At 70.6% G+C, this 24,428-nt stretch carries 26 protein-coding genes; 14 read left to right on the forward strand and 12 right to left on the reverse strand.

The features are described 5' to 3' along the window. Positions 1-8: 8 nt before the first annotated feature. Both ACFLIM_RS12555 and ACFLIM_RS12560 read right to left on the reverse strand, forming a co-directional pair. On the reverse strand, positions 9-785 hold the full coding sequence (locus ACFLIM_RS12555; RefSeq protein ID WP_393164687.1) for an enoyl-CoA hydratase-related protein: 777 nt from the start codon (positions 783-785) through the stop codon (positions 9-11). Then, on the reverse strand, positions 782-1,579 hold the full coding sequence (locus tag ACFLIM_RS12560; RefSeq protein ID WP_393164688.1) for a PaaX family transcriptional regulator: 798 nt from the start codon (positions 1,577-1,579) through the stop codon (positions 782-784). The genes ACFLIM_RS12555 and ACFLIM_RS12560 overlap by 4 nt, the downstream gene beginning before the upstream one ends. Before the next feature lie 160 nt (positions 1,580-1,739). On the opposite strand from ACFLIM_RS12560, the gene ACFLIM_RS12565 reads away from it, so the two are divergent. Both ACFLIM_RS12565 and ACFLIM_RS12570 read left to right on the forward strand, forming a co-directional pair. Next, entirely contained in the window at positions 1,740-1,907 is a 168-nt protein-coding gene (locus tag ACFLIM_RS12565) for a DUF3117 domain-containing protein (protein WP_020545024.1), read from the forward strand. 80 nt (positions 1,908-1,987) lie between these two features. Next, entirely contained in the window at positions 1,988-3,397 is a 1,410-nt protein-coding gene (locus ACFLIM_RS12570; RefSeq protein ID WP_393164689.1) for a leucyl aminopeptidase, read from the forward strand. A 9-nt stretch (positions 3,398-3,406) separates the two neighbouring features. On the opposite strand, the gene ACFLIM_RS12575 is transcribed toward ACFLIM_RS12570, so the two are convergent. Then, a complete protein-coding gene (locus ACFLIM_RS12575) occupies positions 3,407-4,045 on the reverse strand; it encodes an O-methyltransferase (protein ID WP_393164690.1) in 639 nt (212 codons plus the stop codon). A 195-nt stretch (positions 4,046-4,240) separates the two neighbouring features. Between ACFLIM_RS12575 and sigE the strand changes: the two genes are divergently transcribed. The 4 genes from sigE (at position 4,241) to ACFLIM_RS12595 (ending at position 7,974) form a co-directional block, all read left to right on the forward strand. Further along, positions 4,241-4,873, forward strand: a complete 633-nt coding sequence (sigE, locus tag ACFLIM_RS12580; RefSeq protein WP_148440425.1) for an RNA polymerase sigma factor SigE — start codon at positions 4,241-4,243, stop codon at positions 4,871-4,873. A gap of 1 nt (position 4,874) precedes the next feature. Next, complete coding sequence (locus tag ACFLIM_RS12585; RefSeq protein ID WP_393164691.1) at positions 4,875-5,399, forward strand: anti-sigma factor family protein; 525 nt, start codon at positions 4,875-4,877, stop codon at positions 5,397-5,399. 167 nt (positions 5,400-5,566) lie between these two features. Beyond that, complete coding sequence (locus ACFLIM_RS12590) at positions 5,567-7,306, forward strand: trypsin-like peptidase domain-containing protein (RefSeq protein WP_393164692.1); 1,740 nt, start codon at positions 5,567-5,569, stop codon at positions 7,304-7,306. Between the two features lie 305 nt (positions 7,307-7,611). Continuing rightward, complete coding sequence (locus tag ACFLIM_RS12595; protein ID WP_393164693.1) at positions 7,612-7,974, forward strand: sec-independent translocase; 363 nt, start codon at positions 7,612-7,614, stop codon at positions 7,972-7,974. A gap of 137 nt (positions 7,975-8,111) precedes the next feature. On the opposite strand, the gene ACFLIM_RS12600 is transcribed toward ACFLIM_RS12595, so the two are convergent. Next, entirely contained in the window at positions 8,112-9,248 is a 1,137-nt protein-coding gene (locus tag ACFLIM_RS12600; protein WP_393164694.1) for an Mrp/NBP35 family ATP-binding protein, read from the reverse strand. A gap of 162 nt (positions 9,249-9,410) precedes the next feature. Between ACFLIM_RS12600 and ACFLIM_RS12605 the strand changes: the two genes are divergently transcribed. After that, a complete protein-coding gene (locus ACFLIM_RS12605) occupies positions 9,411-9,872 on the forward strand; it encodes a MarR family winged helix-turn-helix transcriptional regulator (RefSeq protein ID WP_393164695.1) in 462 nt (153 codons plus the stop codon). Here the strand turns inward: ACFLIM_RS12605 and ACFLIM_RS12610 are convergent. Next, a complete protein-coding gene (locus tag ACFLIM_RS12610) occupies positions 9,856-10,323 on the reverse strand; it encodes a DUF1003 domain-containing protein (RefSeq protein WP_393164696.1) in 468 nt (155 codons plus the stop codon). The genes ACFLIM_RS12605 and ACFLIM_RS12610 overlap by 17 nt on opposite strands. Further along, on the reverse strand, positions 10,313-11,536 hold the full coding sequence (locus ACFLIM_RS12615) for a magnesium transporter MgtE N-terminal domain-containing protein (RefSeq protein WP_393164697.1): 1,224 nt from the start codon (positions 11,534-11,536) through the stop codon (positions 10,313-10,315). Before ACFLIM_RS12615 ends, ACFLIM_RS12610 begins: the two co-directional genes overlap by 11 nt. 96 nt (positions 11,537-11,632) lie before the next feature. Between ACFLIM_RS12615 and ACFLIM_RS12620 the strand changes: the two genes are divergently transcribed. After that, the gene (locus tag ACFLIM_RS12620) at positions 11,633-12,592 is read left to right on the forward strand and encodes an EamA family transporter (protein ID WP_393164698.1); all 960 of its coding nucleotides are present in this window, start codon (positions 11,633-11,635) and stop codon (positions 12,590-12,592) included. Here the strand turns inward: ACFLIM_RS12620 and ACFLIM_RS12625 are convergent. Next, a complete protein-coding gene (locus ACFLIM_RS12625) occupies positions 12,576-12,944 on the reverse strand; it encodes a hypothetical protein (protein ID WP_393164699.1) in 369 nt (122 codons plus the stop codon). The genes ACFLIM_RS12620 and ACFLIM_RS12625 overlap by 17 nt on opposite strands. Before the next feature lie 43 nt (positions 12,945-12,987). On the opposite strand from ACFLIM_RS12625, the gene ACFLIM_RS12630 reads away from it, so the two are divergent. Beyond that, on the forward strand, positions 12,988-13,920 hold the full coding sequence (locus ACFLIM_RS12630; RefSeq protein ID WP_393164700.1) for an HpcH/HpaI aldolase/citrate lyase family protein: 933 nt from the start codon (positions 12,988-12,990) through the stop codon (positions 13,918-13,920). Here the strand turns inward: ACFLIM_RS12630 and ACFLIM_RS12635 are convergent. Continuing rightward, a complete protein-coding gene (locus ACFLIM_RS12635) occupies positions 13,910-14,452 on the reverse strand; it encodes a DUF6529 family protein (protein ID WP_393164701.1) in 543 nt (180 codons plus the stop codon). The two genes, ACFLIM_RS12630 and ACFLIM_RS12635, sit on opposite strands and share 11 nt — an antisense overlap. Further along, entirely contained in the window at positions 14,449-15,150 is a 702-nt protein-coding gene (locus ACFLIM_RS12640) for a hypothetical protein (RefSeq protein WP_393164702.1), read from the reverse strand. Before ACFLIM_RS12640 ends, ACFLIM_RS12635 begins: the two co-directional genes overlap by 4 nt. A gap of 99 nt (positions 15,151-15,249) precedes the next feature. Between ACFLIM_RS12640 and ACFLIM_RS12645 the strand changes: the two genes are divergently transcribed. Both ACFLIM_RS12645 and ACFLIM_RS12650 read left to right on the forward strand, forming a co-directional pair. Beyond that, the gene (locus ACFLIM_RS12645; RefSeq protein ID WP_393164703.1) at positions 15,250-16,242 is read left to right on the forward strand and encodes a CPBP family intramembrane glutamic endopeptidase; all 993 of its coding nucleotides are present in this window, start codon (positions 15,250-15,252) and stop codon (positions 16,240-16,242) included. 306 nt (positions 16,243-16,548) lie between these two features. Next, positions 16,549-19,437 (forward strand): WD40/YVTN/BNR-like repeat-containing protein, encoded by a 2,889-nt coding sequence (locus ACFLIM_RS12650; protein WP_393164704.1) that lies wholly within the window; start codon positions 16,549-16,551, stop codon positions 19,435-19,437. Between the two features lie 30 nt (positions 19,438-19,467). Here ACFLIM_RS12650 and ACFLIM_RS12655 read toward each other — a convergent pair whose 3' ends face one another. Further along, positions 19,468-19,896, reverse strand: a complete 429-nt coding sequence (locus ACFLIM_RS12655; RefSeq protein WP_393164705.1) for an NUDIX hydrolase — start codon at positions 19,894-19,896, stop codon at positions 19,468-19,470. Between the two features lie 74 nt (positions 19,897-19,970). On the opposite strand from ACFLIM_RS12655, the gene ACFLIM_RS12660 reads away from it, so the two are divergent. The 3 genes from ACFLIM_RS12660 to ACFLIM_RS12670 are packed head-to-tail and all read left to right on the forward strand — an operon-like array spanning position 19,971 to position 22,394. Continuing rightward, positions 19,971-20,597: a DUF6758 family protein gene (locus tag ACFLIM_RS12660; RefSeq protein ID WP_393164706.1), complete on the forward strand. Its 627-nt coding sequence runs from the start codon at positions 19,971-19,973 to the stop codon at positions 20,595-20,597. 40 nt (positions 20,598-20,637) lie between these two features. Further along, entirely contained in the window at positions 20,638-21,354 is a 717-nt protein-coding gene (locus ACFLIM_RS12665) for an MBL fold metallo-hydrolase (RefSeq protein ID WP_393164707.1), read from the forward strand. A 47-nt stretch (positions 21,355-21,401) separates the two neighbouring features. Continuing rightward, a complete protein-coding gene (locus tag ACFLIM_RS12670; protein WP_393164708.1) occupies positions 21,402-22,394 on the forward strand; it encodes a RecB family exonuclease in 993 nt (330 codons plus the stop codon). Positions 22,395-22,598: 204 nt separating this feature from the next. Here ACFLIM_RS12670 and ACFLIM_RS12675 read toward each other — a convergent pair whose 3' ends face one another. After that, positions 22,599-23,510, reverse strand: a complete 912-nt coding sequence (locus tag ACFLIM_RS12675) for an oxygenase MpaB family protein (RefSeq protein ID WP_393164709.1) — start codon at positions 23,508-23,510, stop codon at positions 22,599-22,601. A 23-nt stretch (positions 23,511-23,533) separates the two neighbouring features. Next, positions 23,534-24,415, reverse strand: a complete 882-nt coding sequence (locus ACFLIM_RS12680) for an alpha/beta fold hydrolase (protein ID WP_393164711.1) — start codon at positions 24,413-24,415, stop codon at positions 23,534-23,536. Positions 24,416-24,428 lie beyond the last annotated feature (13 nt).

A 24,428-nucleotide genomic window follows, 5' to 3' on the forward strand; every position in this document is an offset into this window, starting at 1 on the left:
TGGAGTCGTTACTCACCGTTGAAAGTCGGATGTTCTTTGGCGAGGAAGGCCTGCGTGGCGTTCTGATGATCCCTGGTGGCGACGCATTCGTCCTGAAGGTCGGCTTCCATGGCCAGCGAGTCGGGCAGCGAGTGCGTCGCGGCGTAGGCCAGCGCCCGCTTGGTGGCGGCGTAGGCCAGGGTGGGGCCGTGCGCGAGGCGTACCGACAGCTCCTGGGCGGTCTTCAGCACGTCGCCGGGCGGGACCACGCGCGTGACCAGCCCCAGCTCCAGCGCGCGGGCCGCGTCGAGCGGCTCGCCGAGCAACATCAGCTCGGCGGCGCGGCCCCGGCCGACCAGGCGCTGCAGCGTCCATGACGCGCCCGAGTCGGGGGCCAGGCCGATGCCGGCGAACGCCAGCGCGAACTTGGCCTTCTCCGAGGCGATCCGCAGGTCGCAGGCGAACGCCAGCGACGCGCCCGCGCCCGCGGCGACGCCGTTGACGGCGGCCACCACCGGCTTGCCCATGGTGGTGATCAGCTCCACGATCGGGTTGTAGTGCGCGCGGACGGTCCCGGCCAGGCCGCGGCCCGCCGCCAGGTTGTCCGCGTGCTCGCGCAGGTCCTGGCCCGCGCAGAAGGCCCGTCCCGAGCCCGTGAGCAGGACGGCTCTCACCCCCGGGTCGCCGGCGGCGCGGCGCAGCGCGTCGAGCAGGGCCTGCTTGGTCTCGGCGGTGAGCGAGTTCATCGCGTCGGGGCGGTCGAGCGTGATGGTGGCGACGGCGTCGGCCACGTCATAGCGGATCAAATCAACTCCCTGTCGACGAACGCCGCGGCTGCGGGCAGCAGCCGGGCGGCCTCCTGCTCGAAGTAGGCCCTGGCCTTCTCGCCGGGCCAGCCTGCGGGCAGCAGCTCGGGCGGCAGCCCCGGGTCGCGGAACAGGAAGTTTCGCCAGCCGTGCACGAGCCTGCTCCTGGTGGCGAACACCTGGTCCGCCGGTGCTCCCTCGGGCAGCGTGCTGATCAGCGTGACAGCCTCGGCGTGCCAGTGCTCGTACGCCTCGCCGATGGCGGCCAGATCCCATGCCCGGGAGACCAGCTCGCGCGGGTCTCCCTCTAACGCCGCGTCGAACCTGTCGGCCCGCACGCCCTCGCCTTCGAGCAGGTTGTCCAGCTCGATCGAGGAACGTGGACCGATCCACGTCGTCTCGGACAGCGACGCGTAGCCGAGGAATGTCAGGTCGGCCCGGAGCCGTTCCCTGCGCGGCCGCTCCCTGACCGGCTCGAAGACGATCAGGTGCCAGCGGCCGTGCCAGGTCAGTGTTCCGGCTCGGTAAATTCTCAGTGCGGCCTCATCCAGCCGCCTGACACACTTCGGCGTGACCCCGTAGCCGGCTCCATGGGGAAGCCTGATCGGCCGCAGCCACCCCTGCCTGACCATGCGCGAAACCGCCGTACGCACGGCGGGAGCGGCAATTTCCAGGGGTTTCATGAGCCTCACGAGCGCGGCGACGGACGCCTGCCCACCGCGTGAACGCAGGTGGTCTCCATAGAGATCGAACAGAGCGGCGCGAGCGTGCACGAGGTCCAGTTTGGACGTCATCGCCTGCCGCGACAACGCATTCTGGGAGGAGATCGTTACCCATGAGGGCTCTCGATGCGGGAGAATAGGACATCACAGAAGACGTGAATGCGCCGACCACCCCCCATGGGAGGTCGGAAATCGCGGGCCGCGGGAGCCCAAGGCAGGAAGGGATGCACGCATGGCGGCGATGAAGCCGCGGACCGGCGATGGTCCGCTCGAGGTCACCAAGGAAGGGCGCGGCATTGTCATGCGGGTCCCCCTGGAGGGTGGCGGCCGGCTCGTCGTGGAGATTTCCGCCGACGAGGCGAAGGCGCTCGGCGAGGCGTTGAAGAACGTCGTCGGCTGAGAATTCCCGAGAGACAACTTGATCCACGACCCTGGCGTAGTCCGGCGCCAGGGTCGCTGACGTTTGAGGAGAGATGTGTCGTGCCCATAGAGACCACTGCGTCGGTGGTCGCCGAGGTTCCCGACGACGCCGAGTTCTTTGCCGTACCCTACGCCTCCGACTTCAATCCCGCGCACGCGGTCGAGTTGCACCTGCCGGTGCCCGACCTGCTGGCCCACTACGAGGCCAAGGGGGAGGCGGGCGAGATCGTCGAGGTTCCGGTGGCACGGGCCGGCGGCGTGGGCCGCGTGCTGCTCTACGGCGTGGGCGACGGCTCGCCCCGTGCCCTGCGAAAGGCGGCCGCGGCGCTCACCCGCAGGGCCAAGGGCAGGGACACGCTGACCGTGGTGACGCCCGGCGGCGACCAGGCGGCGTTCGCCGAGGCGGCACTGCTGGCGGCCTACTCGTTCAAGATCGGCGACGCGGGGAAGAAGGCCGTGCGGGCGCTCGTGTTCGTCGGCGCCGACGAGGAGCAGGTGCGGCGCGCGCAGACCGTGGCACAGGCGGTGGCGCTGGCCCGCGATCTGGCCAACACGCCTTCTTCCGTCAAGAACCCGGCCTGGCTCGCCGAGCGGGCCGCCGAGCACGGCGTGCCCGTGCGGGTGTGGGACGAGGAGCGGCTCCGGGCCGACGGGTTCGGCGGCATCCTGGCCGTCGGGCAGGGCTCGGCCAGCCCGCCCAGGCTCATCCAGCTCTCCTACACCCCCGCCGAGCCCGCGGAGCGGCACGTGGTGCTGGTGGGCAAGGGCATCACGTTCGACTCGGGCGGGTTGTCGCTCAAGCCGACCGAGAACATGAAGACGCAGAAGACCGACATGGCCGGCGGGGCCGTGGTGATCGCCGTGCTCGGCGCGCTGGCCGCGCTGGGCGCGCCGGTGCGGGTCACCGGGCTGATCGCGGCCGCAGAGAACATGCCGTCGGGCACGGCCCAGCGTCCCAGCGACGTCATCAAGCACTACGGCGGGCGCACGGTCGAGGTGCTCAACACCGACGCCGAGGGGCGGCTCGTGCTGGCCGACGCGTTGGCCTATGCCGACGCCGCGCTCGACCCGGACGCGGTCGTCGACATCGCCACGCTCACGGGGGCGATCACCGTGGCGCTCGGCCGCAACGTCGGCGCCGTCTACTCCTCCGACGACGTGCTGGCCAAGCAGCTCGTGGCCGCGGGGGAGGCCGCTGACGACCGGTTGTGGCGGATGCCGCTGATCGAGGACTACGCGGCGGCGCTGGAGTCGTCGATCGCCGACCTGTCCAACGTCGAGGCCGGGTCCACCTATGGGGCGGGGTCGATCACGGCGGCGCTGTTCCTGCGGGAGTTCGCGGGGCGGCGGCCGTGGGCGCACCTGGACGTCGCCGGGGTGGGGCGCAGCACGGTGGACGAGGGCACCCTCAGCAAGGGCGCCACCGGGTTCGGCGTGCGCGTGCTCCTGGAGTGGCTCACCCGGGCGTAGCCGTACCCCTCATTGGGCGATCTTGATGGCGGCCAGCAGGCCGTCGCCGAGGGGCATGAGCACCGAGCGGAGGCGGTCGTCCGACTGCACCAGCTTGCCCACCTCGCGCAGCGCGACCGTGTCGGAGTCGCGCTGCGCGGGGTCGGCCACCCGGTTGTGCCACAACATGTTGTCGAAGGCCACGATGCCGCCCACGCGGAGCAGCCGGATCGCCTCGGCCAGGTAGTCGGCGTATTCCTGCTTCGCGCCGTCGGCGAACACCATGTCGTAGCCGCCGTCGGACAACCGCGGCAGCACGTCGAGCGCCCGGCCCGAGATGAGCCGGACCCGCCCGCCGGAGAAGCCCGCCTCCGCGAACGCCTGCCTTGCCAGCCGCTGGTGCTCGGGCTCGACGTCGACGCTCGTCAGCGTGCCGTCCGTACGCATGCCGCGCAGCAGCCACAGACCCGAGACGCCGCACCCCGTGCCGACCTCGACCACGGACTTGGCGTTGACGGCGGTGGCGAGCAAGCAGAGCGCCGCGCCGCCGCCGGGAAGGATGGGCGTGGCCCCCATCTCCAGCCCGCGCTGACGCGCCGCGTGCAGGATCTCATCCTCGTGATGGAACTGCTCCGCATAGGCCAGAGTGGCCTCCACCGGACTGGTCATCGGCCTCCTCCCCCACTTTCATGCTGATTAGTCGTAATGACCGCAGAACGTCGTACACGTGATTGGCACCGATCGCAGCCTAGGGGAGACACGCCGGGACGGGAACTCAGGAGGGCCCTAAGGCGTTGCAGGTTTAAACGGGCTTTGCCGGTCCGGAGGGCAGGCAGTGCGCACGAAGGGACGAAACCAGGCACTATGGCGGTAGCGGTGGTCCCAGAGAGAGGAGTTCTGGTGGACGAAAGCGACCACCAGACGGATACTCCCGTGTCGTCTGACTGGACGCCTCCCACGTGGGAGGAAGTGGTGCGGACTCACTCCGCACGCGTGTATCGGCTGGCATACCGGCTGACCGGCAATGTCCACGATGCCGAAGACCTCACGCAGGAGGTCTTCGTCCGGGTTTTCAGGTCGCTGTCGAGCTACACCCCCGGCACGTTCGAGGGGTGGCTGCACCGGATCACGACGAACCTGTTCCTCGACATGGCGCGGCGCAAGCAGCGCATCCGCTTCGAGGGGCTGGCCGACGACGCCGCCGAGCGGTTGCGCGGCCGCGAGCCGTCACCGGCGCAGGCGTTCGACGACGCCCACTTGGAGCCCGACATCCAGGCCGCCCTCGACGCGCTCGCCCCCGAGTTCAGGGCCGCGATCGTGCTGTGTGACATCGAGGGCCTGTCTTACGAGGAGATCGCGGCCACGCTCGGCGTCAAGCTGGGTACGGTCCGAAGCCGTATTCACCGTGGCCGGGCGCAGTTGCGGGAGGCGCTCGATCATCGAGCCCCCCGTAATTCTCAACTCCCCCCGACCGTGATCCGTGGGGAGGAAGTCTGACATGGCTCATCTTGGAGAACGCGTTTCGGCGCTCGTCGACGGGGAGCTCAACCACACCGAGCGCGAACGCGCGCTGGCTCATCTGACCTTCTGCGCTGACTGCCGGCGAGAAGTCGAGTCGATGCGGGCGCTGAAGTCGCGCCTGCGCTCGCTCGAGAGCCCCGCGATGCCCGCCGACCTGACGATGTCCCTGCTCCGGATGGCGGAGCCGGGCGGGCCGCTGCCGCCGAGGGAGCGCCCTTTTCCCTCCCGCACGTTCGGGGGAGTGCCCATCCCTGGGCCGCACAGCATCGCTCCGCTGGACAACCGCCCGCGCAGGGACGCCACCGGTGGGGTCTCGGGCCCTGGACGCGGTGGTAGGAGGCGCACGACGTACGTCGCGGTAGGGGTGGTCTCCGCGGCCGTCGCGCTCGGCACCTTCTTCGCCGCCACCGGCGTGGGACAGAACAGCCTGGCGCCGCCGGTGGAGCTGTTCCAGCAGGCTCGGAACACCCCGACGAACGCACCCTCCACAGCCACGCCTTGATGCCCGGATATGCCTGGGATGATGGGGTTGGCGTAGTTCATGGCTCGCGGGGCATACGATCTGGGTTCGGGATTTGCCACAAGCGATTCCTGACAAATGCTTTATGACCCTCGTATGCCGCAAGAGCGAGGATTGCGGTGGCCGAGCCAAGGAGTGGTGAGACTTACATGACCGACGAGACGCGCCCCACCGAAGGACGCACGCCGTCGGACTACCCCGAGCCACAGGGGCGGCCGGACTTCCTGCCCGCGGACGACTCGCCCGAGCAGCCGGGCCGGCGGCCTGAGCCGCCCGCCTCGTTCGGCACGTCTTGGGGCGACCCGTCGGGCCGCCCCGAGGTCTACGGCACACCGCCGTACGAGAGCCGCTCGTACGACAGCTCGCCCCAGAGCGGCCCTTCCTACGGCGCCCCCGGGAATCTTTCCCAGACCGGTCCCGTGTACGGCGCCCCCGAGACCGGTTCTGTTCATGGCGGCCCCTCGTTCGGTCCCCCGAACAACTCTTACGAGAGCCCGTCGTTCGGCCCGACTTACGAGAGTCCGTCGTACGGTTCTCCGGACAACGGGACCCGGTCCTATGACAGCCCTCCGTTCGGCGCTCCCGATGGGGGCACGCGTTCCTACGAGAGCCCTTCGTTCGGCGGCCCGCCGTCCTATGGCGGCCCTCCCAGTGGTCCGCCTGGTGGCGCCCCGCCGCCTCCGCGGCAGGCGCTCGGCATGGGCTCGGGCTGGGCGCCGCCGCCTCCCGGCGCACAGGGCGCGGGCGCGGCGCCGCGGCGGGGGCCGGGCACCGGCGTCCTGGTCACGATCGCCCTGACCATCGCCGTGGTGGCCTCGCTGCTGGGCAGCTTCGGCACCTACCTGCTCACCAAGCCGAGCAGCGCCAACGACCCCTCATACAGCCTCGGCCCGGTGCCGACGGGCGCGACCAACCGGGCGCCCGACTCGGTCGCGGGCGTGGCCTCGCGGGTGCTGCCCAGCGTGGTCTCGATCGAGACCGGCAACGGCGCCAACACCGAAGGCGCGACGGGATCCGGCTTCCTGATCAAGAACGGCTACGTGGTGACCAACAACCACGTCGTCGCCCTGGCCGCCAAGGGCGGGGAGATCCGGATCATGTTCAACAACCGGAAGACCACGTCGGGCCGCATCGTCGGCCGCGACCCGGGCTCCGACCTGGCCGTGATCAAGCCGGAGGAGACGTTCGGCACCCCGGAGATCACCCTCGGCAACTCCGACCAGGTCGTGGTCGGCGACCCCGTCATCGCCATCGGCTCCCCGCTGGGCCTGACGGGCACGGTGACGACCGGCATCGTCAGCTCGCTCAACCGCCCGGTCATCGCGGGTGACGAGACCGGCGCCAGCAGCGAGGAGCCCGCCTACATCAGCGCCATCCAGACCGACGCCGCCATCAACCCCGGCAACTCGGGCGGCCCGCTGGTGAACGGCAGGGGCGAGGTCGTCGGGGTCAACTCGGCCATCGCCACGCTGAGCCGCGAGATCAACAGCCAGAGCGGCAGCATCGGCCTGGGCTTCGCGATCCCGGTCAACCAGACGCGCCGGGTGGCCGAGGAGCTCATCACCACCGGTAGGGCCAAGCGGCCCAAGATCGGCATCGTGCTGGACAAGGACTACAAGGGCCAGGGCGTGCGCATCGCCTCGGAGCCCGTCGGGGGCCAGCAGCCGGTGGACGCCAACGGGCCCGCCGACAAGGCCGGGCTGAAGGCGGGTGACGTGATCCTGGAGATGGACGGGCTGGCGCTGCAGGACGGGAACGAGCTGATCGCCCTGATCCGCAGCAAGACGCCGGGCTCCAAGGTCACCATCAAGTACCAACGCGCCGGCCAAGAACGCACCGCCACCCTCACCGTGGTCGCCGTTGACGGACCTACGCCGACGCCGTCCTGAATTTTGGCTGCGGTCGCCGTAGGGGGCTGATGTCTCCTGCGGCGGTCGGCGTGGTTCGTCGGTGCAGGTCCTTTTTGGGCTTGTGGTGAGGTGTGGGCCGCCTTACACAGCACCGCACCGGCTGGCGCGGCAGCGGGCACCGGAGACGGGCGGGTGGCTGGCCGGGTCCGCGTCTCCGTGAGGCGGTGCGACCGGGCTGTTGGTGGTTATGACCCGGGGGGACGACCGACCTACCCTCGGGAGCATTTAGTCTGTGGATAGCCGGGGTTGTCCTCGGAGGGGTTGGACTGCGGTAGGAGCTCACGGTGTTCGGACTCGGGTGGTTGGAGATCGGGGCGCTGATCGTCATCGCGCTGCTCGTCTTCGGTCCCGACAAGCTGCCTCAGGCCGCCTCACAGGCCGGCCAGACGCTACGCAACCTGCGCCGGATGGCGAACAACGCGCGCGACGACCTGCGGGCCGGTCTGGGTCCGGAGTTCTCCAACTTCGACCCGGCCGACCTCAACCCGAGGAACTTCGTGCGCAAGCACCTCCTCGAAGATCTCGAGGACGACTGGAACGACAAGCCGCGGGAGCTGGAGCCGGTCGCCGCGGCTCCGTACGCGTCTGAGCCGGTGGACGAGCTCGGCTACGGTGAAGTGCCCCCCTACGACTCAGAAGCGACCTGACGGGCAGTACAACGCCCTTTAGGCGATATTCCGCCGGTCGCCTCTGTCGACAAATCGCCTCTCAGGTGGCAATCCGCCTGGCGGAAACCAATGCGGGCCCGCTCATGCACAAGAGACGAGAGAGCGGGCCCGGGCGGTTAGCTGCGGGGGGAGAGGTTGAGGTGGAGGCCCTTCAGGCTGGATGAGCGCTTGCTCAGGCCGCCCGCGATCTTGCGGAGCTCGGTGGCCGCGGGCGAGTCCGGCTCCGTCAGGACCAATGGCTTGCCCTCGTCGCCGCCCTCGCGCAGCCGCAGGTCGATGGGCACCTGGCCGAGGAGCGGGACGCGGGTGCCCAGCGTGCGGGTAAGCGCGTCCGCGACCGTCTGGCCACCGCCCTCGCCGAACACCGCGATGCGCTCGTCGCAGTGCGGGCAGGGCAGCCAGGCCATGTTCTCGATGACCCCGGCGATCTGCTGGTGCGTCTGGGCCGCGATCGAGCCCGCCCGCTCGGCCACCTCGGCGGCGGCCATCTGCGGCGTCGTCACGACCAGGATCTCCGCCGACGGCAGTCGCTGCGCCACCGAGATCGCGATGTCGCCCGTGCCGGGCGGCAGGTCGAGGAGGAGTACGTCGAGGTCGCCCCAGTAGACGTCGGCCAGGAACTGGTGCAGCGCCCGGTCGAGCATCGGCCCGCGCCAGACCACCGCCGTGTTGCCCGGCGGCTTGAACATCCCGACCGAGATGACCTTGATGTCGTGGGCCACCGGCGGCATGATCATGTCCTCGACCTTGGTGGGCCGCTCGGCGGCGCCCAGCATGCGAGGAATGCTGTGACCGTAGATGTCGGCGTCGACGATGCCGACCTTGAGGCCGCTCGAAGCCATGGTCGCGGCCAGGTTGACCGTCACGGACGATTTGCCGACCCCGCCCTTGCCGCTGGCCACCGCGAACACGCGGGTCAGCGAGCCCGGCTGGTTGAACGGGATCTCCTTCTCGGGCCCGCGGTCGCCCCTCAGCTTGGTCTGGAGGGTCTTGCGTTGCTCGGTGCTCATGACGTCGAGCTCGATCTGGACGCCGGTCACGCCGTCGACCTTGGACACGGCGTTCTTGACATCGCGGGTGATGGTGTCCTTCATCGGACATCCGGCCACAGTGAGGAAGACGCCTACGCGCACTGCCCCGCCGGGAGCGATCTCGATGCTCTTGACCATGTCGAGGTCCGTGATCGGGCGACGAATCTCGGGGTCGATGACGGTGGACAGGGCGGCCGTCACCAGTTCCTGGGTTGGTGCCATCGAAGTCTCGGCACGAAGGGAGTGCCGTCCCTCCTTTGTCGGTATATGTGTGACAGGCGCTGGACGCCAGCGAGGATGCCCCTCCATCGTATGAACAGGAGGCCCCGCTGGGTTAATCCGTGCTGTTAGATGTCTGTGCAACAAACGTCTTAAGGTTACTCCGTGACTCTTCTGCGCGCCGAGGGCCTCACCGTCGAGGAACTGACGGTCTGGCAGATGTTGCAGCGCGCCCAGGTGCGCGTCACCCGCCATCTGGAGGCGGAGCTGCTCGTCGCCCACGACCTGCCGCTGGCCTCGTATGAGGTGCTCATGCAGCTGGCCGAGGCGCCGCGGCGGCGGTTGCGCATGAACGATCTCGCCGGTCGCGTCCTGCTCTCCCGCAGCGGCCTGACCAGGCTCATCGACCGGTTGCAGCGGGACGGGCTGGTGTCGCGGGAGGCGTGCGAGGATGACGCGCGCGGGTTGTTCGCCGTGCTGACGGATCGCGGGGCCGAGCGCCTGACCGAGGCGACGCCGACCTACCTGCGCGGCATCAGGACCCAGTTCCTCGACCTGCTGGACGCGGAGGAGATCGGCCAGGTGCGGGCGATGCTCGCCAAACTTGACATCACCGGCGCTCCTTGAGCTCCTCCAGGAGTCGTCCGAGCTCCGCACGCAGGTAGTCGCGGGTGGCCATCTCGTTCAATGCCAGTCGGAGGCCGGCGATCTCGCGGGTCAGATATTCGATCTCGGCCTGGTTGCGGTCGGCGGCCTCGCGGTCCTGCTCGTACTGGACGCGGTCGCGGTCGCTCTGCCTGTTCTGGGCCAGCAGGATCAGCGGCGCGGCATAGCTGGCCTGCAGGGACAACGTCAGCGTGAGGAAGATGAACGGGTACGGGTCGAACTTGAGGTGCGGCGGCACCGTCGCGTTCCAGATCACCCAGATCGCCACGAACACGGTCATGTAGACGATGAACCGGGCCGTCCCGAGGAAGCGGGCGATCTGCTCCGAGAGGCGGCCGAACGCCTCCGGGTCGTAGTGCGGCCGCAGCGAGCGGCGCAGGGCCCGTGGCTGGTCCAGCCGTTCAGTCGTCACGGTCGTCCCCCTCGCGGTCGGCTCCCTCGCGCCAGTCCTCGGGCAGCATGTGGTCGAGCACGTCGTCGACCGTCACCGCGCCGACGAGCCTGCCCAGCTCGTCCACGACCGGGGCGGCGAGCAGGTTGTAGTTCGCCAGGAAGTAGGTGATCTCGCGCAGCGTGAACTCCGGCCTGATCGGGTCGATCGAGGGGTCGATCACGGCGCCGAGCAGCGTGGACGGCGGCTCGCGCAGCAGCCGCTGGAAGTGCGTGACGCCCAGGTACGTGCCCGTCGGCGTCTCCGTCGGCGGCCGGGTCACGTAGACCTGGGCCGCGACGGCGGGCGTCAGGTCCTGCTGCCTGATGTGCGCGAGCGCCTCGGCCACCGTGGCGCTGGGCGGCAGGATCACCGGCTCGCTGGTCATCACGCCGCCCGCGCTGTCCTCCGGGTACGTCAGCAGCCGCCGCACCGGCGCCGCCTCCCCGGGCTCCATCAGCGCCAGCAGTTCGGCCGCCTGCTCGTCCGGCAGGTCGTGCAGCAGGTCGGCGGCGTCGTCGGGCCCCATCTCCTCCAGCACGTCGGCCGCGCGCTCGGGCTCCAGGGTGCCGAGGATGCCGATCTGGTCGTCGGGTGGCAGCTCTTCCAGCACGTCGGCCAGCCGGACGTCGTTCAGGGCCCGGGCGATCTCGATGCGGCGTTTGCTGGGCAGCTCGTGCAGCGCACTAGCCATGTCGGCGGCCCGCAACGACTCGAACGCGGCGATCAGCCCGGCCGCCTCCTGGTCCTTCTGCAGCGTGTCGAACCCGGACACCTCGCTCCAGTCCACCGTCCGCGGCTCGCGCCGCCGGCCCCGGTAGAGGGCGACCGTGGTGATCTCCCAGTTGGACGGCCTGGTCTCCTCCATGGCGACGTCGTAGACGGTCATCGGCTGGTCCTCGAAGCGTACGGAGAGGTCGAGCATCTCGCCGATCACCAGCGTCTCGGTGGCGCGCTGCTCGAACCTGCGCAGGTTCAGGCGGCCGGTGAAGACCACGGATCCGGCCTCGATGCCGCGTACCCGGGTGATCGGCAGGAACACCCGGCGGCGCGGCTGCACCTCCACCACCAGGCCGTGCACGGTGGGCCTGCGGGTGAGGCGCAGGCCGGCCACGACGTCCCGCACGCGGCCGATCTGGTCGCCCGCGGGGTCGAAGACCGGGGTCCCGGCCAGCCGGCCCACGAAGATCTTCACGTGGTCAGGCTAACAGTGCTATCCCATTGCGCCCGGGACGCCGATGATGTCAGTATCAAACCCACTCAACGGTGATTACTACGCAGGTGGTGTGCGATGAGGTATGCGGGGCTCGCGCTCGCGTTCGTGTCCTCGTGGTGTTTCGCGTTCTCGGGGCCCATGGCCAAATACCTCATCACGGCCGGGCTGGCGCCGATCGAGGCCGTCTGGACGCGGATGGCGGGCGCCGGGCTGCTGCTGGTGGTCGTGTTAGCCGTGGTCAAGCCGCGGGCGCTGCGGATCCCGCGGTCCAGGCTGCCGTTCTTCGGCCTGTATGCGGTCATGGCGGTGGCCGGGGTGCAGTCGCTCTACTTCATCGCGATCACCCGGCTGCCGGTGGGGATCGCGTTGCTGCTGGAGTTCATGGCGCCGGTGATGGTGGTGGCCTGGGTCCGGTTCGTACGGAAGGTACGGCTGGCGCGGGCCGCGTACATCGGGGCGGTCGTCGCGGTCGTGGGCCTGGGGATCGTCGTCGAGGCCTGGCAGGGGGTGCGGCTGGACGCGCTCGGCCTGCTGCTCGGGCTGCTGGCCGGGGCGTGTTGTGCCGGATATTTCCTGATGAACGATAGCTTCGGCGACGACGTGGACCCGCTCGGCCTGATCGCCTGGGGGCTGGCGGGGGCGGCCGTGGTGCTGATCCCGTTCGCCCGGCCGTGGGACATTCCCTGGGCGGCCTTCACGGTCTCCGCCACGCCCGCGGAGGGCGGCCAGACGTTGCCGGTGCTGGCCGCGTACCTGTGGATGGTGCTGATCGCGACCGTGACCGCGTACATCCTGGGGGTGAACGCCGTGCGGCGGCTGTCGGCCGCCGTGGGTGCCACCGTGGCGTCGCTGGAGGTCATCGGGGGTGCGGTCGTGGCCTGGGCGCTGGTCGGGGAGACACTCGGCGGGTTCCAGATCGTGGGCGGGCTGATCGTGTTGTCCGGCGCGCTGCTGGCCCAGACCGCCACCGCGTCCGCCCAGCCGTCACCGGCGGTGGATCTCGAGGAGCCCGTGGCGGTCAGCGGTCGGGGGTGAGGCGCAGGACGGTGGAGTCGCGGGACCAGCGCTCGGTGAGGTGTTCGCTGTCGGGGGCGTTGAGCCGCTCCTTGGCCAGCACGGCCACGGCGTCGGCCGCCGCGGCCTGGTCCACCACCGAGACCGCCGCCTCGAACTCCACCAGCCGCGCCCCGTTGTCCTTGCTGCGCAGCGTGACGTGCACCCGGTCGAGGGCGTCGAGGCCGGGCAACTGCTGCTCCGCGCCCCCCGTCACCAGGTAGATCGCGCCGTCGTGCCAGGCGTGCCAGGCCAGGCGGGGGCGGTCGAGGGTGAGCCAGAGGATGCCGGACTTCTTGGCGCCCTCCTGGATGGCCGCGATGTTGTCGCTCACAGCTCCGACTGTAGTCCGCGGCGGCAACCAGTAGCGTGTGCGCATGCGCTCACGTCGTTCGGTGCTCGCCGTGCCAGGCAGCAACCCGCGTTTCCTGGACAAGGCCCAGACACTGCCCGTCGACGAGGTCTTCCTCGATCTGGAGGACTCCGTCGCACCGCCGGCCAAGGAGCAGGCGCGCAAGAACGTCGTGACCGCACTGCGTGAAGGCGACTGGTCGGGCAAGACGCGGGTGGTCAGGGTCAACGATCTCACGACGCAGTGGACGTACCGGGACGTGATCGAGATCGTCGAAGGGGCCGGGGAGTTCCTCGACTGCCTGATGTTGCCCAAGGTGCAGGACCCCACCGAGGTCGTCTGGCTCGACACCCTGCTCACCCAGATCGAGAAGACCATGGGGTACGAAGTGGGCCGCATCGGCATCGAGGCGCAGATCGAGAACGCCCGCGGCCTGGTGAACGTCGACGCCATCGCGGGGTCGTCCGCGCGGCTGGAGACGCTGGTGTTCGGCCCCGCGGACTTCATGGCGTCGATCAACATGCGCACGCTCGTCGTCGGCGAGCAGCCGCCCGGCTACGAAGAGGGCGACGCCTACCACTACATCCTCATGCGGCTGCTCATGGCGGCCAGGATGCACGACCTGCAGGTGATCGACGGCCCCTACCTGCAGATCAAGGACGTCGAGGGCTACCGGCGGGTCGCGCGCAGGGCGGCGGCGCTGGGGTTCGACGGCAAGTGGGTGCTGCATCCGTCGCAGGTCGAGGCGGCCAACGAGGTGTTCTCGCCGGCCCAGGAGGACTATGACCACGCCGAGCTCATCCTCCAGGCGTATGACTACTACACCTCGGTGGAGCAGCGCGGCGCGGCCATGCTGGGCGACGAGATGATCGACGAGGCCTCGCGCAAGATGGCGCTCGTCGTCGCCGCCAAGGGGCGAGCCGCGGGGCTCGTCCGTACGAAGAGCTTCACACCTTGAAGCCGATGGCGGTGAAGAACCAGAACGACGAGGTCAGCCAGAGCCCGATGAGCGCGGTGAACGCCAGCCCGCCGAGCACCGGCAGCGTCCAGCCGGGTGTGTCGCGCTTGGGCAGCGCCAGCAGCTTCGCGGTGAACACGCCGTAGAAGAAGCAGCCGAGCAACGAGTGTGCGAGCACCCTGGGCACGTCGTACTGCAGGCCCAGGGCGTAGAGGCAGTGGAAGGCGACCGGGATCGTGAGCAGGAACGCCAGCCGCCCCGACCAGCGGTGCACGGCGGGCGGGATGGTGATCCCGAGCTTGCCCCACATCGACAGCGCCGAGACCACCTGGACGAACGCCAGCACGAACGCCCCGGTCGTCAGCCACACCTTCATCGGCAGCGCGGCGGAGAACCCGGCCACGCCCACGGCGAACCCGGTGGGCGTGTGCGCCCGCCCGTAGACGCCGAGCGCGAGCGCCGCCAGGCCGCCGGCCAGCAGCGGCACCAGCAACGGGGTCAGGCCGCGGGATGGCTGGTGAACGGTGGTCATTGCATCTCCTGGATGAAGCCGTCGACGTCTTTCGGGTAGATCGTGGTCTGGTCGAGAGTCACGGGGGAGGTGGGCTGGTCGCTGTCGAGCTGCGGGATGTCGAGCTGCTGCTCGCCCGCGAAGGCGGCACCGACCTGCGTGAAGCCGCCCCGCGGGTTCTTCAGCACGATCCAGCCGGCCCGCAGCTTGGCGCCTCTGACCATCGCGGTGGCCCGGTACAGGCCCGACGGCTTGACCACCGTGGGCGCGACGAAGCTCCACTTCCTGCCGCCGAGCGCCACCGAGCCCTTGGCCCGGCCGCCGCCCAGCGCGGCCGTGACCTTGGCCTCGCCGAAGCCCTTCAGCACCAGCCGGCCCGCCGACTCGTTGCCCTTGAACCAGGCCTCGGCCCTCCCGTCGCAGAAGTAGCCGACGGCCTTGCCGTTTCTGATCGAGATCGCGATGAGGCCGCCGTTGCCCTTGACGTGGCCGCCGTAATCAGCCTTGGTGATCTGTTGCGGCGCCGTCTGCTCAGGTGAGGCCGTCTGCTCAGGTGAGGGGGACGGGGCCGTGGTGGTCTCCGCTACGGGGGGTGCTTCCGCAGCGGTGTTGGCGGCTGTCTCATTGGCCGCCGGTGCCGCCGTGATGCTGGCGACACCCAGCCCCACGGCGAGCACTGCTCCCGCCGCGAGGGTGATGACAGGTCCCAGCCTTGACATGAACTGCTCCCAGGGTCGAAATGCCTACGCCCCCGAGCATCCGCCCAAAAGGGCGGGCCGTCTGTGAACTAATGCGCATCAAGCGGCCAGAATGTAGGGATGCAGGAAAACCCAGGGCCCCAGTTCCCGTACGGCACGCCGCCGCCGGGCTATCCGTACCACCAGCCGGCGCCGCCGTCCTGGTTCCTGCCGACGCCGCACGGCGCCCGCTACGACCAGCTGGCCAGGACGTCCGCCGCCCAGCCGTGGCGGGCGATCGTCGGCACGCTCGCCGTCGCGGTCGGGTTCTTCGCGATCGGCGTGGTGGTCGTCTACGCGGGCCTGGTGCTGGCGGCGATCCTCGGCATCTCCGCGCCGCTCGACCCGGCCGGCGAACTCTTCGGCGACCCGGTGTTCGGGCTGGTCGTGGTGCTGTTGTCGATCGCGCCCGTGTTGGCCCTGGTGTTCGGCACGGCGGCGCTCGTCCAGCGTCGCAGGCCCGGCACGCTCTCGTCCGTGGCCGGGCGGTTGCGCTGGCCGTGGCTGCTGCGCTGCGCCGGGCTCGCGATCGTCGCGCTGGTGCTCGGGCAGGCCGCGCAGGTGCTCGCCGTGTCGGTGTCGGGCGAGGACGCGGGCGACATGTTCGGCTGGGCCGGGTGGGCGGGCTTCCTCCCCGCGCTCATCGCGATCGTGCTGCTGGTGCCGTTCCAGGCAGCCGCCGAGGAGTACGTCTTCCGCGGGTGGCTCGTGCAGGCGTTCGGGGTGCACCTGCGGAACCCGGTTTGGGCCATCCTCATCGGGTCCGGGCTGTTCGCGTCGTTGCACGGGTACTCGTGGGCGGGACTGGTCGACGTGTTCGCCTTCGGGGCCGTCATGGCCTGGCTGGTGGTGCGTACCGGGGGGCTGGAGGCGGCGATCGCGCTGCACGTCATGAACAACATGCTGGCCTTCGGGCTGAGCGCCGCCGCCGGGCAGCTCGAGGACGCCCTGAACCAGGGGAAGGTGCCGGTGCCCTGGCAGGCGTTGACGGGGACTGTGGTGCAACTCGGGGTGTACGCGATTGGTGTTTTGTATCTAGCCAAAAAGCGGTCTATAAGCACTATTTCGGGATAAATCAGGCGGGAGGTACCGGGAATCTCGCTAGAGAGGTCTCGCTATTCCGGCTGAGTCATGCTGGTCTGGATCCTGTGGAACGGACCAGCGTCCGAGTTCCACCTGTACGACTAGTGCGACCAGTAGGAGGTACGGCGCGTGGCCTCCGGCCCCAGCGAACCGCCACAGCGACCGCCGGGTGACGACGACCCGCGTCCTGAGGGCGCGTCGGAACCACATTCCGCTGAAGAGCCCAGGATCAGCCATTCCCCGCCCGGTCCCACCGATGACCGGGCCAGGGGCTTACCGCTGACCTCGCCCTGGGGCATGCCGCCGTTCTCCGCTCCGATCCCGGAGGACGAGCCGCCGGAGCTGCCCAAGGGGCGCCGGCCGTACAGCTCGCCGACGGCGGAACCCGAGGCCGAGCCGCGCCGCCGGCCCCGCCGCATCGTCAACCATCCCGACAAGCTGGTCGCCGGCTCACCCCGCCCCGAGCCCGAGTCCCGGCCCGAGCCCGAGGCGGCTCGGCTGGAGGCGGAGACGGCGTCCTCGCAGGAACCGGCACCCGAGGAGCGGCCCGCCCCACCCCAGCGGGATGCCCGCACGGCCCCCTACCACCTCGCGTTCCCCGCCGAGGCCCGCATCGGCGCCGACCGGCCGCGAGAGGAAGCGCCCGAGCAGCAAGACGAGCCCGAGCCGCGCGACGAGCTCGAGCGGTGGGGCGACGCGCCCGAGCGGCGGGAGGAGTCCTTCGAGGAGCAGCAGGAGGAGCCCCCACAGCAGCAGGACGAAGAGCCTTCCGGGGAGGACGTGCCCGCGGTGCGGCGGGTCGGCAGGCCGCCGGCCGGGCGGCCCACGAGGCCGGATCTGCTGGTCGCCACGGGCCAGCCGCGCCCGCAGGGGTCCAGCGGCAGGCACCACAGAGGCCCGGCCCCAGCCGCCGTACGCAGGTCCAGCCCCGTGCGCCGCGGCAACAGGGCGGTCCCGGTCGCCGTCACGCTGGCCGTGGCGCTCCTGGTGACCGCCGGCGTGATCGTCTGGCAGTGGAGCGGCGACGAGGCGCCCGGCCTGCGCCTGGAGGCGGGCACCGGACGTTCCGGAGACGAGCTGTTCACCGTTCCCGCCGCGGGCGACGGCACCAACCAGAAGCTCAACGACATGACCTCGGTGGGCCGCGCGGTGGTGGCGGTCGGCAGCGACACGACGAGCCCGACCCCGCGCCCGCTCTTCCTGTTCTCGCCGGACGGAGGCAAGAACTGGCAGCTCGGCCAGGTGAGCGGCGCCTCCACGCCCACGGTCCAGCGGGTGGTCGGCGGCGCGGGCCGCTGGCTGGCCAGCGGCGATGACGTCCTGTCCGGCGAGCGCGGCCTGTGGACCAGCACCGACGGGTTCAGCTGGACGGCCGTGGCGGAGTCGGGGCTGGCCGCGTTCAGGGCGGGTGACCAGATTCACGACATCGCCAGGACGGCCTCCGGATTCGTCGCCGTGGGACGTACGACGGGAGACGACGGCGGGTCGGGCCCGGCGGCCTGGCGCTCCGGCGACGGCAGGACCTGGGAGCGGGTCGAGACCAGGGGGCTGGAAGTACGGGAGATCATGGCGGTGGTCGCCAAGGGTGACACCGTGGTGGCCATCGGGCAACCCGCGGAAGGCGAGGGTTCGCGGGTGCTGCGCTCGGCTGACGGCGGGCGTAACTGGCAGGCGACCGGCTTCCAGCTCCCCGAGGCCATGCCGCGCACCGGGACGGTGGCGGTGCTGCCCAAGCGGTTCGTCCTGGTGCCGACGCGGCAGCGTACGGTCGCGGGCGACGTACGCGTCTACTGCTCGCCGACCGGCGCGCAGTGGGCGCAGTGCGGCACCATCGGCGGCCTGAGCGGCGAGAGCCCCGGCGTGGAGTCGCTCATCTCCTACCCGTCGGGCGTCGCGGCGATCACGCAGGCGGGCCTCGGCAAGTACGCGGTGCTGACCACCACGGACGGGCGCGGCTGGGCCAAGCGGGCCGACCTGGGCAACCTGCAGGGCGCGACGCTGCGCGGGTTCACGATCTCCGACGGCGGCACCCTGTTCGCCGGCGGCGACCAGGCGGCCTCCGACGTCGACAACCAGCTCGTGCTCATGACCGCGCCACGGCGCGGCGCCGCCTCACGCGTCCAGCTCGCCCAGGTCGAGGGCCTGACGCGGGTGGCGCGCGAGACCACCGCGCTGGCCGGCTTCGGCGGCAGGTACGTCGCCGTCGGCTCGGCCTCGGGCGACGCGGGCCTGTGGACGATCAGGAACTGGCAGAGCTGGAAGTCCATGAGCCTCGGCGGCCCGGGCAGGCAGACGCTGGAGGACGTGACGCACGGCAGCCGCGGCTGGCTGGCCGTCGGAGGCACCGAGACGAACGTGGGCGTCACCGACCCCCTCCTCGTCACCTCCGACGACGGCGAGAGCTGGAAGAAGGTGAACGTCACCGGCGACCTCGCCCGCGACGCCGACCACACCGCCCTGGAGACCCGCGTGGTCACGGCCGGCAAGCCGGGCTACGTCCTGGCGGGCGAGTCCAGGGATCAGTCGGGCTCGGCGAGCGCCGCCATGTGGTTCACGCCTGACCTGCGCAAGTTCACCAGGTCGGCGAAGCTGCCGCAGGGCGGCTCAGGGGTGCGGATCTACGACGCGATCGCCAGCGGCGACGGGTACGTGGCGGTGGGCGGCTCGGGCCCGGCCGACCAGGAGAGCAGCGTGGTCTGGCACTCGGACGACGGCGTGAACTGGAGCTCCCGCAAGCGCGTGGCCCCACCGGACGCCACCTCGGCCGGGCTGCGCCGGGTCACGACTTACCAGGACAAGCTGGTGGCCATCGGCACCGCCCTGGCAGGAGGCGCCCGGCGCGCCTTCGCGGCCGTCTCGGACGACGACGGCACCACGTGGCAGACGGCCTGGTTGCCCGCGGACCAGGCGGCGGCGGTGTACGACCTGGCCGCGGCGGAGGAGGGGCTGGTGGCCGTCGGCTGGCACGGCGTACCCGGTGAGGGCGACAGCGCGGCCTGGACCTCGCAGGACGGGTTGTCGTGGAACCGGATGGCCCTGACGAAGGACCGGCTGGCGGGCCAGGGGATGCAGTCGTTGACGGCGGTGGCCGTGTCGGGCTCGGAGGTCGTGGCGCTCGGCCGCTCCACGACGTACAACGCCGACCACCTGATCCTGTGGACCTCCAGCCTCACCTCGAACAGATAGGAGCCGGCACGTGGGGCGAGCGGCGCCGCATCAACTGAGGCCGGGCGGGCGGCGCCGCGAAACCCCACTGGGCAACACTCCCCAGTCCGTCAGGGACTCCAGCAGCCCTTCGGAGAGCGGGAGGCGTACCAGCTCGTCCATGCCGCACCACCGCACGTCGGCGGCGTCGTCCCCGGCCTCGGGCACTCCTGCGGTGACGCGGGCCAGGTAGTCGCGGATCACGTACGTGACCCCGCCGGGACCCGGGCGGTCCACCGTGCCGGCCAGGCGGCCCACCTCCACGTGCAGCCCGGTCTCCTCCAGGACCTCGCGCCGCACCCCGGCGGCGTCCGTCTCGCCGGGCTCCAGCCGGCCGCCGGGAATGGACCACAGGCCCATGCCGGGCGGGTGGCCCCGTTTGATCAGCAGGAGCCGGTTAGAGGCGTCGAAAATGATCGCGCCGACACAATTTACGCGCACATGACCAAGATTACGACGAGATAACGGGAAGTGGCCTTGACGCAACGCCGCCGGAGGAAGCACCGTGGGTAGCTGTGAGAGCGGCTCCAACCTGCCCACGGTGTTTTGGCCCGCTTCACGGGCCGAGTGTGTGGTCGAGTGCGTTTCGATGTGACACGCACGGTGATGTCCTGCCCTATCTGCCTCCGCACCCGCCGACCAGCATGGCGCTGGAGGCGATGCGCAAGAGCTCCGTGGTGCCCGTGTGGCTGCCATGGCCGTTGCCGCCGGGCTGGCTGGTGACCGGTTTCGGCGAGGTGGGTGACCAGCGCACCGGGGCCCGTGCCAGCCTGGTCGCGCTGACCGGGCCGTCGCTGGTGGAGGGGCCCGCCGATCTGATCATCATCGCGGAGGAGCCGGGCATCGGGATCGGCGCGGCGTTCGCGGGGCTGGATGGGCCTGATCCCGGCGAGGGGTTCGACTCCGGGCCGCCGAACGCCAAGATCGAGGTGCTCGGGCATCCCACCGCGCTGTGGTGCGTGGACGGCGTCGACGACCGGGCCGTCTACGCCGGTGAGGCGCTCGGCAACTGGCTGTGGGCCATCGCCTGGCCGGCCGACGCGGGCTGCATGATCGCGCTCGCCGAGCTGTCGCTGCGCGACGCCCGGGATCACGAGCTGGACGTGCCGTTCGGCGCGTTCTCGCCCAGGCTCGAGGATTAGCGATTCGCGGTCTCATACAGAAGGACTAGAGTTCGGAAGCGTGACAGCGCGTATCGAACGAGTGGTGACCGAGGGCGTCGTCGACATCGACGGCACCGAATACAAGGTCGAGAACAACACCTGGATCGTTGGCGACGACGACGAAGTGATCGTCATCGACGCGTCGCGTGACGCCGACAAGATCCTGGAGCAGGTGGGCGAGCGGGAGGTGCTTGCCGTCATCTGTACGGCGGGCCTGCCCGACCACGTCGGCGCCGCCATCGAGGTGGCCAGCAGGGACGAGGCCGTGGTGGCCCTGCATCCCAAGGACAAGCCGCTGTGGCGGGAGACCTGGTCGGAGACCTGGCCCGACATCGACATGGAGGACGACGGCATCTTCGAGGTGGCCGACGTGCAACTCGATGTCATGGAGACGCCCGGCATCACGCCCGGCGGCGTGTCGCTCTACTGCGAGGCGCTCGGAGCCGTGTTCACCGGCAAGACCCTGCAGGCCGACGGCCCGGGCAAGCTCGCCGGCGAATATCCCGGCCTGGCCGACCAGCTGACCGCGATCGGCGGGCGGCTGTTCACGCTGCCCGGTGACACGCGGGTGCTGGCCGTCCACGGCGACGAGGTCACGATCGGCGACCTGGAGCCGCACTTCGACGACTGGGTGTCCGGCTCGCTGACCCGCGTCGACACCGACGGCGAGGACGACGGCCCACTGAGCGACGGCACCAGGATCTCCGGGATCAAGCTCAGCCCGGGCGACGACTAGGTGCAGGTGAGGGAGTGCCGTCGCCTGGAGGAGCGGCGGGAGCCCAAATGAGCGCAGTGCAGGGGCAGCTTCCGCTGGAAGGGATGCCGCGGCGGCTCTATTCGTGTACGCCGTCGCGGTTGAACGCCTGGCTCGACTGCCGCCGCCGCTACCGGTTCACCTATCTGGACCGGCCGCAGCCGTCCAAAGGGCCGGCCTGGGCGCACAACAGCGTCGGCGCGAGCGTGCACAACGCGCTGGCGGGCTGGTGGCGGGAGCCGTACGAGCGGCGCACCCCGCTGACGGCGTCCATCCTGGTCACGAACGGGTGGATCACCGAGGGGTTCAGGGACGACGAGCAGTCGGGGCGGTGGCTGGGCCGCGCCCGCGACCTCGTGTCCGGATATGTCGCGACATTAGATCCGGCTGATGATCCGGTCGGCGTCGAGCGCACCGTGGCCACCCGTACCAAGGTCATCGCCCTGTCGGGTCGTATCGACCGGCTCGACCGGCGCGGGGACGAGCTGGTCGTGGTCGACTACAAGACCGGTCGCCGGCCGCTCACCCAGGACGACGCCCGCTCGTCGCTCGCCCTGGCCGCGTACGCCATCGCCGCCTCCACGATGATGCGCACGCCGTGCCGCACGGTCGAGCTGCACCACCTGCCCACCGGCGAGATCGTCGAGTGGCGGCACACCGACGAGTCCCTGGGCCGCCACCTGCGGCGGGCGGAGGAGATCGCGACCGAGGCGGCGACGGGGGACGAGCGTTACCGGGAGCTCGTCGGCGCGCCGCCCGCCGACCGGGGCCGCGCTTCCGGCGCCGCGCCGCGCTCGTCCGGGTCGGCGAGCGGCCCGTCCAGACCAGGTCGAGCTTCCGGCTCACCGGGCGTTTCCGGCGACCGGCCGTCGGCCGGGCCCGCGGTGGTGCCGGCCGAGATCGACGAGCTGTTCGCGCCCAACCCCGGCCCCATCTGCTCCTGGTGCGACTTCCGCCGCCACTGCGCCGAGGGCCAGGCGGCCGGCCCCGAGCGCCGCCCCTGGGACGGCCTCGCGGAATAAGCCCTTTGGTGGGAGTTGCGTAGTTTTCCCGGGATCGCCGCCGTGACCTGGCTGGCGGCCGGCTTCCAATCATCCAGGTACGTGGGCGCCGCGGCCGCGTCATCCCTGCTCGGCGTGCTGTTCGACGGGTCAGGCCTGGGAGCAGCGGGTGGATCATGGCGGGCGTGTCGGCGGTCGTGCTGGTGGCCGGCGTGCTCCTGCCGATCAGGCGGCCAGCGCCGGCGGCCAGCGGCGGGGATCGGTCAGGCCCTTGAGCCCTTTGCTCACGTCGTAGCCCGCCGCGGCCAGGCGCTCCCTGGAGGCCCGCAACATGTCCCTCGTGGCCGGCATGAACGCGTGGTCGTGCACCGGCTCGGGCAGCGAGTTCAGGCCCAGCCTGAACGCCTTCAGCGCCGCCGTGACCGTCGCCCTGGGCACCTCGGGCAGCGCGCCGTACATCCGCCTGGCCCAGACGGGCAGCGTGTAGTAGCAGAGCGCGCCGAACGGGAAGTAGGCGGGCTTGCCCGGCGACAGCAGCCGCAACTCCTGCGGCAGCCGCGGCCACATCAGGAACCGCACCGTCGCGGCCGCCTCCTCGGTCACGCGCAGGCCGGGCCGCATGTGCTTGAAGTAGGCGTCCATCTCCGCGCACGAGCCGGGCACGTCGTCGAGGTGCAGGCCGACGTACGTGGCGCTCTTGCGCTGCTCGTAGAGGTAGCGGTCGGCCTGGCGCTCGGTGAGTCCGAGCCCGCCGCGCCTGGCCACCTCCAGGTACGACGAGATCTCCGCGCAGTGCACCCACAACAGCAGCTCGGGATCGTCGACGCGGTGCGTCCTGCCGGTCTCGGGATCGTGGATGCGCAACGCCTTGTGGATGCCCCGCACCCGCCGGCCGATCTCGTCGGCCTCCTGGGGGCTGCCGAACGTCACCCGCCCCACGAAGTCCGCCGTCCTGCGCAGCCGCCCGAACGGGTCCTCCTGGAAGTTGGAGTTCTGCCAGACGCCGAGCATGGCCAGCGGGTGCAGCGCCTGCAACATCAGGCCGCGTACGCCGCCCACCCACATCGAGCGGTCGAGGTGCACCTGCCAGGTCGCGCTCTGCGGCGGCTGGACGACGATCTCTTCGATGCTCGCCATAGTAAACAGATGATTACACGGGATTAGACCGCGTGTCCAAGTAGTGCTTTCTCGGCCGCGTTCCAGAACCTGACCAGCGCCGCGGCGGTCGTCTCCGGCGCCTCGACGGCGGGGGAGTGCGCCGCGCCGGGCACGACCACGCAGTCGGCGCCCAGCCGGGCCGCCATCTCCGACTGCACCTCGGGCGGCCAGCCGTCGTCGTGCTCGCCGTACAGCACCAGTGTGGGCACCTCGATCTGGCGCAGCTCGTCGGTACGGTCGTGCATGGTCAGCACCTGCTTGGCCATGCACGCCAGGCCGGTCGGGGAGTTGGTGAGCAGGCGCCTGCGCAGGAAGGCCAGGATCTCGTCGGACACGTCGCCGGCCAGCGCCTCCGGCTCGAACTTGTGATGCCACACGTGCTCAAGACCCAGCGTGGGCACCTCTTCCATGATCTTCCTGCCGTTGATCGCCCGCCTGCCCTCGATGGCCGCCGGCCCGGAGCTCATCAGCGTGAACGACGCGAACTTCGTCCGCCCGTCGATCGCCGCCTCCCTGGCCACGAGGCCGCCGAACGAGTGGCCCACCAGGTGCATGGCGTCGCCGCCGCCGATGACCTGGGCGAGCAGATCGACGTCCGCGCCGAGCGCGGAGCAGGTGTAGGCGTCGGGGTCGTTGGGGCCCGGCGTCTCGTACTGGCCGCGCAGGTCGATGGCCACCACCCGGCGCCCCGACTGGGCCAGGGTCATCAGCACCGCGATGAAGTCTTCCTTGCTGCCTGTCAGGCCGGGGACGAGGAGTGCGGGCCAGCGCTCAACCACACCACTGACCGGAAGCGCCTCCAGGACCGCGAACGTGCCCTGTGGCGTTTCGATCTTTCGTGGTGCAACGCCAGGAGGCAGATCGAGGAATCGCGGCGTACTCACGTGGGGCAACAAT

This window comes from Nonomuraea marmarensis (assembly GCF_043197025.1).
Classification (GTDB): domain Bacteria; phylum Actinomycetota; class Actinomycetes; order Streptosporangiales; family Streptosporangiaceae; genus Nonomuraea; species Nonomuraea marmarensis.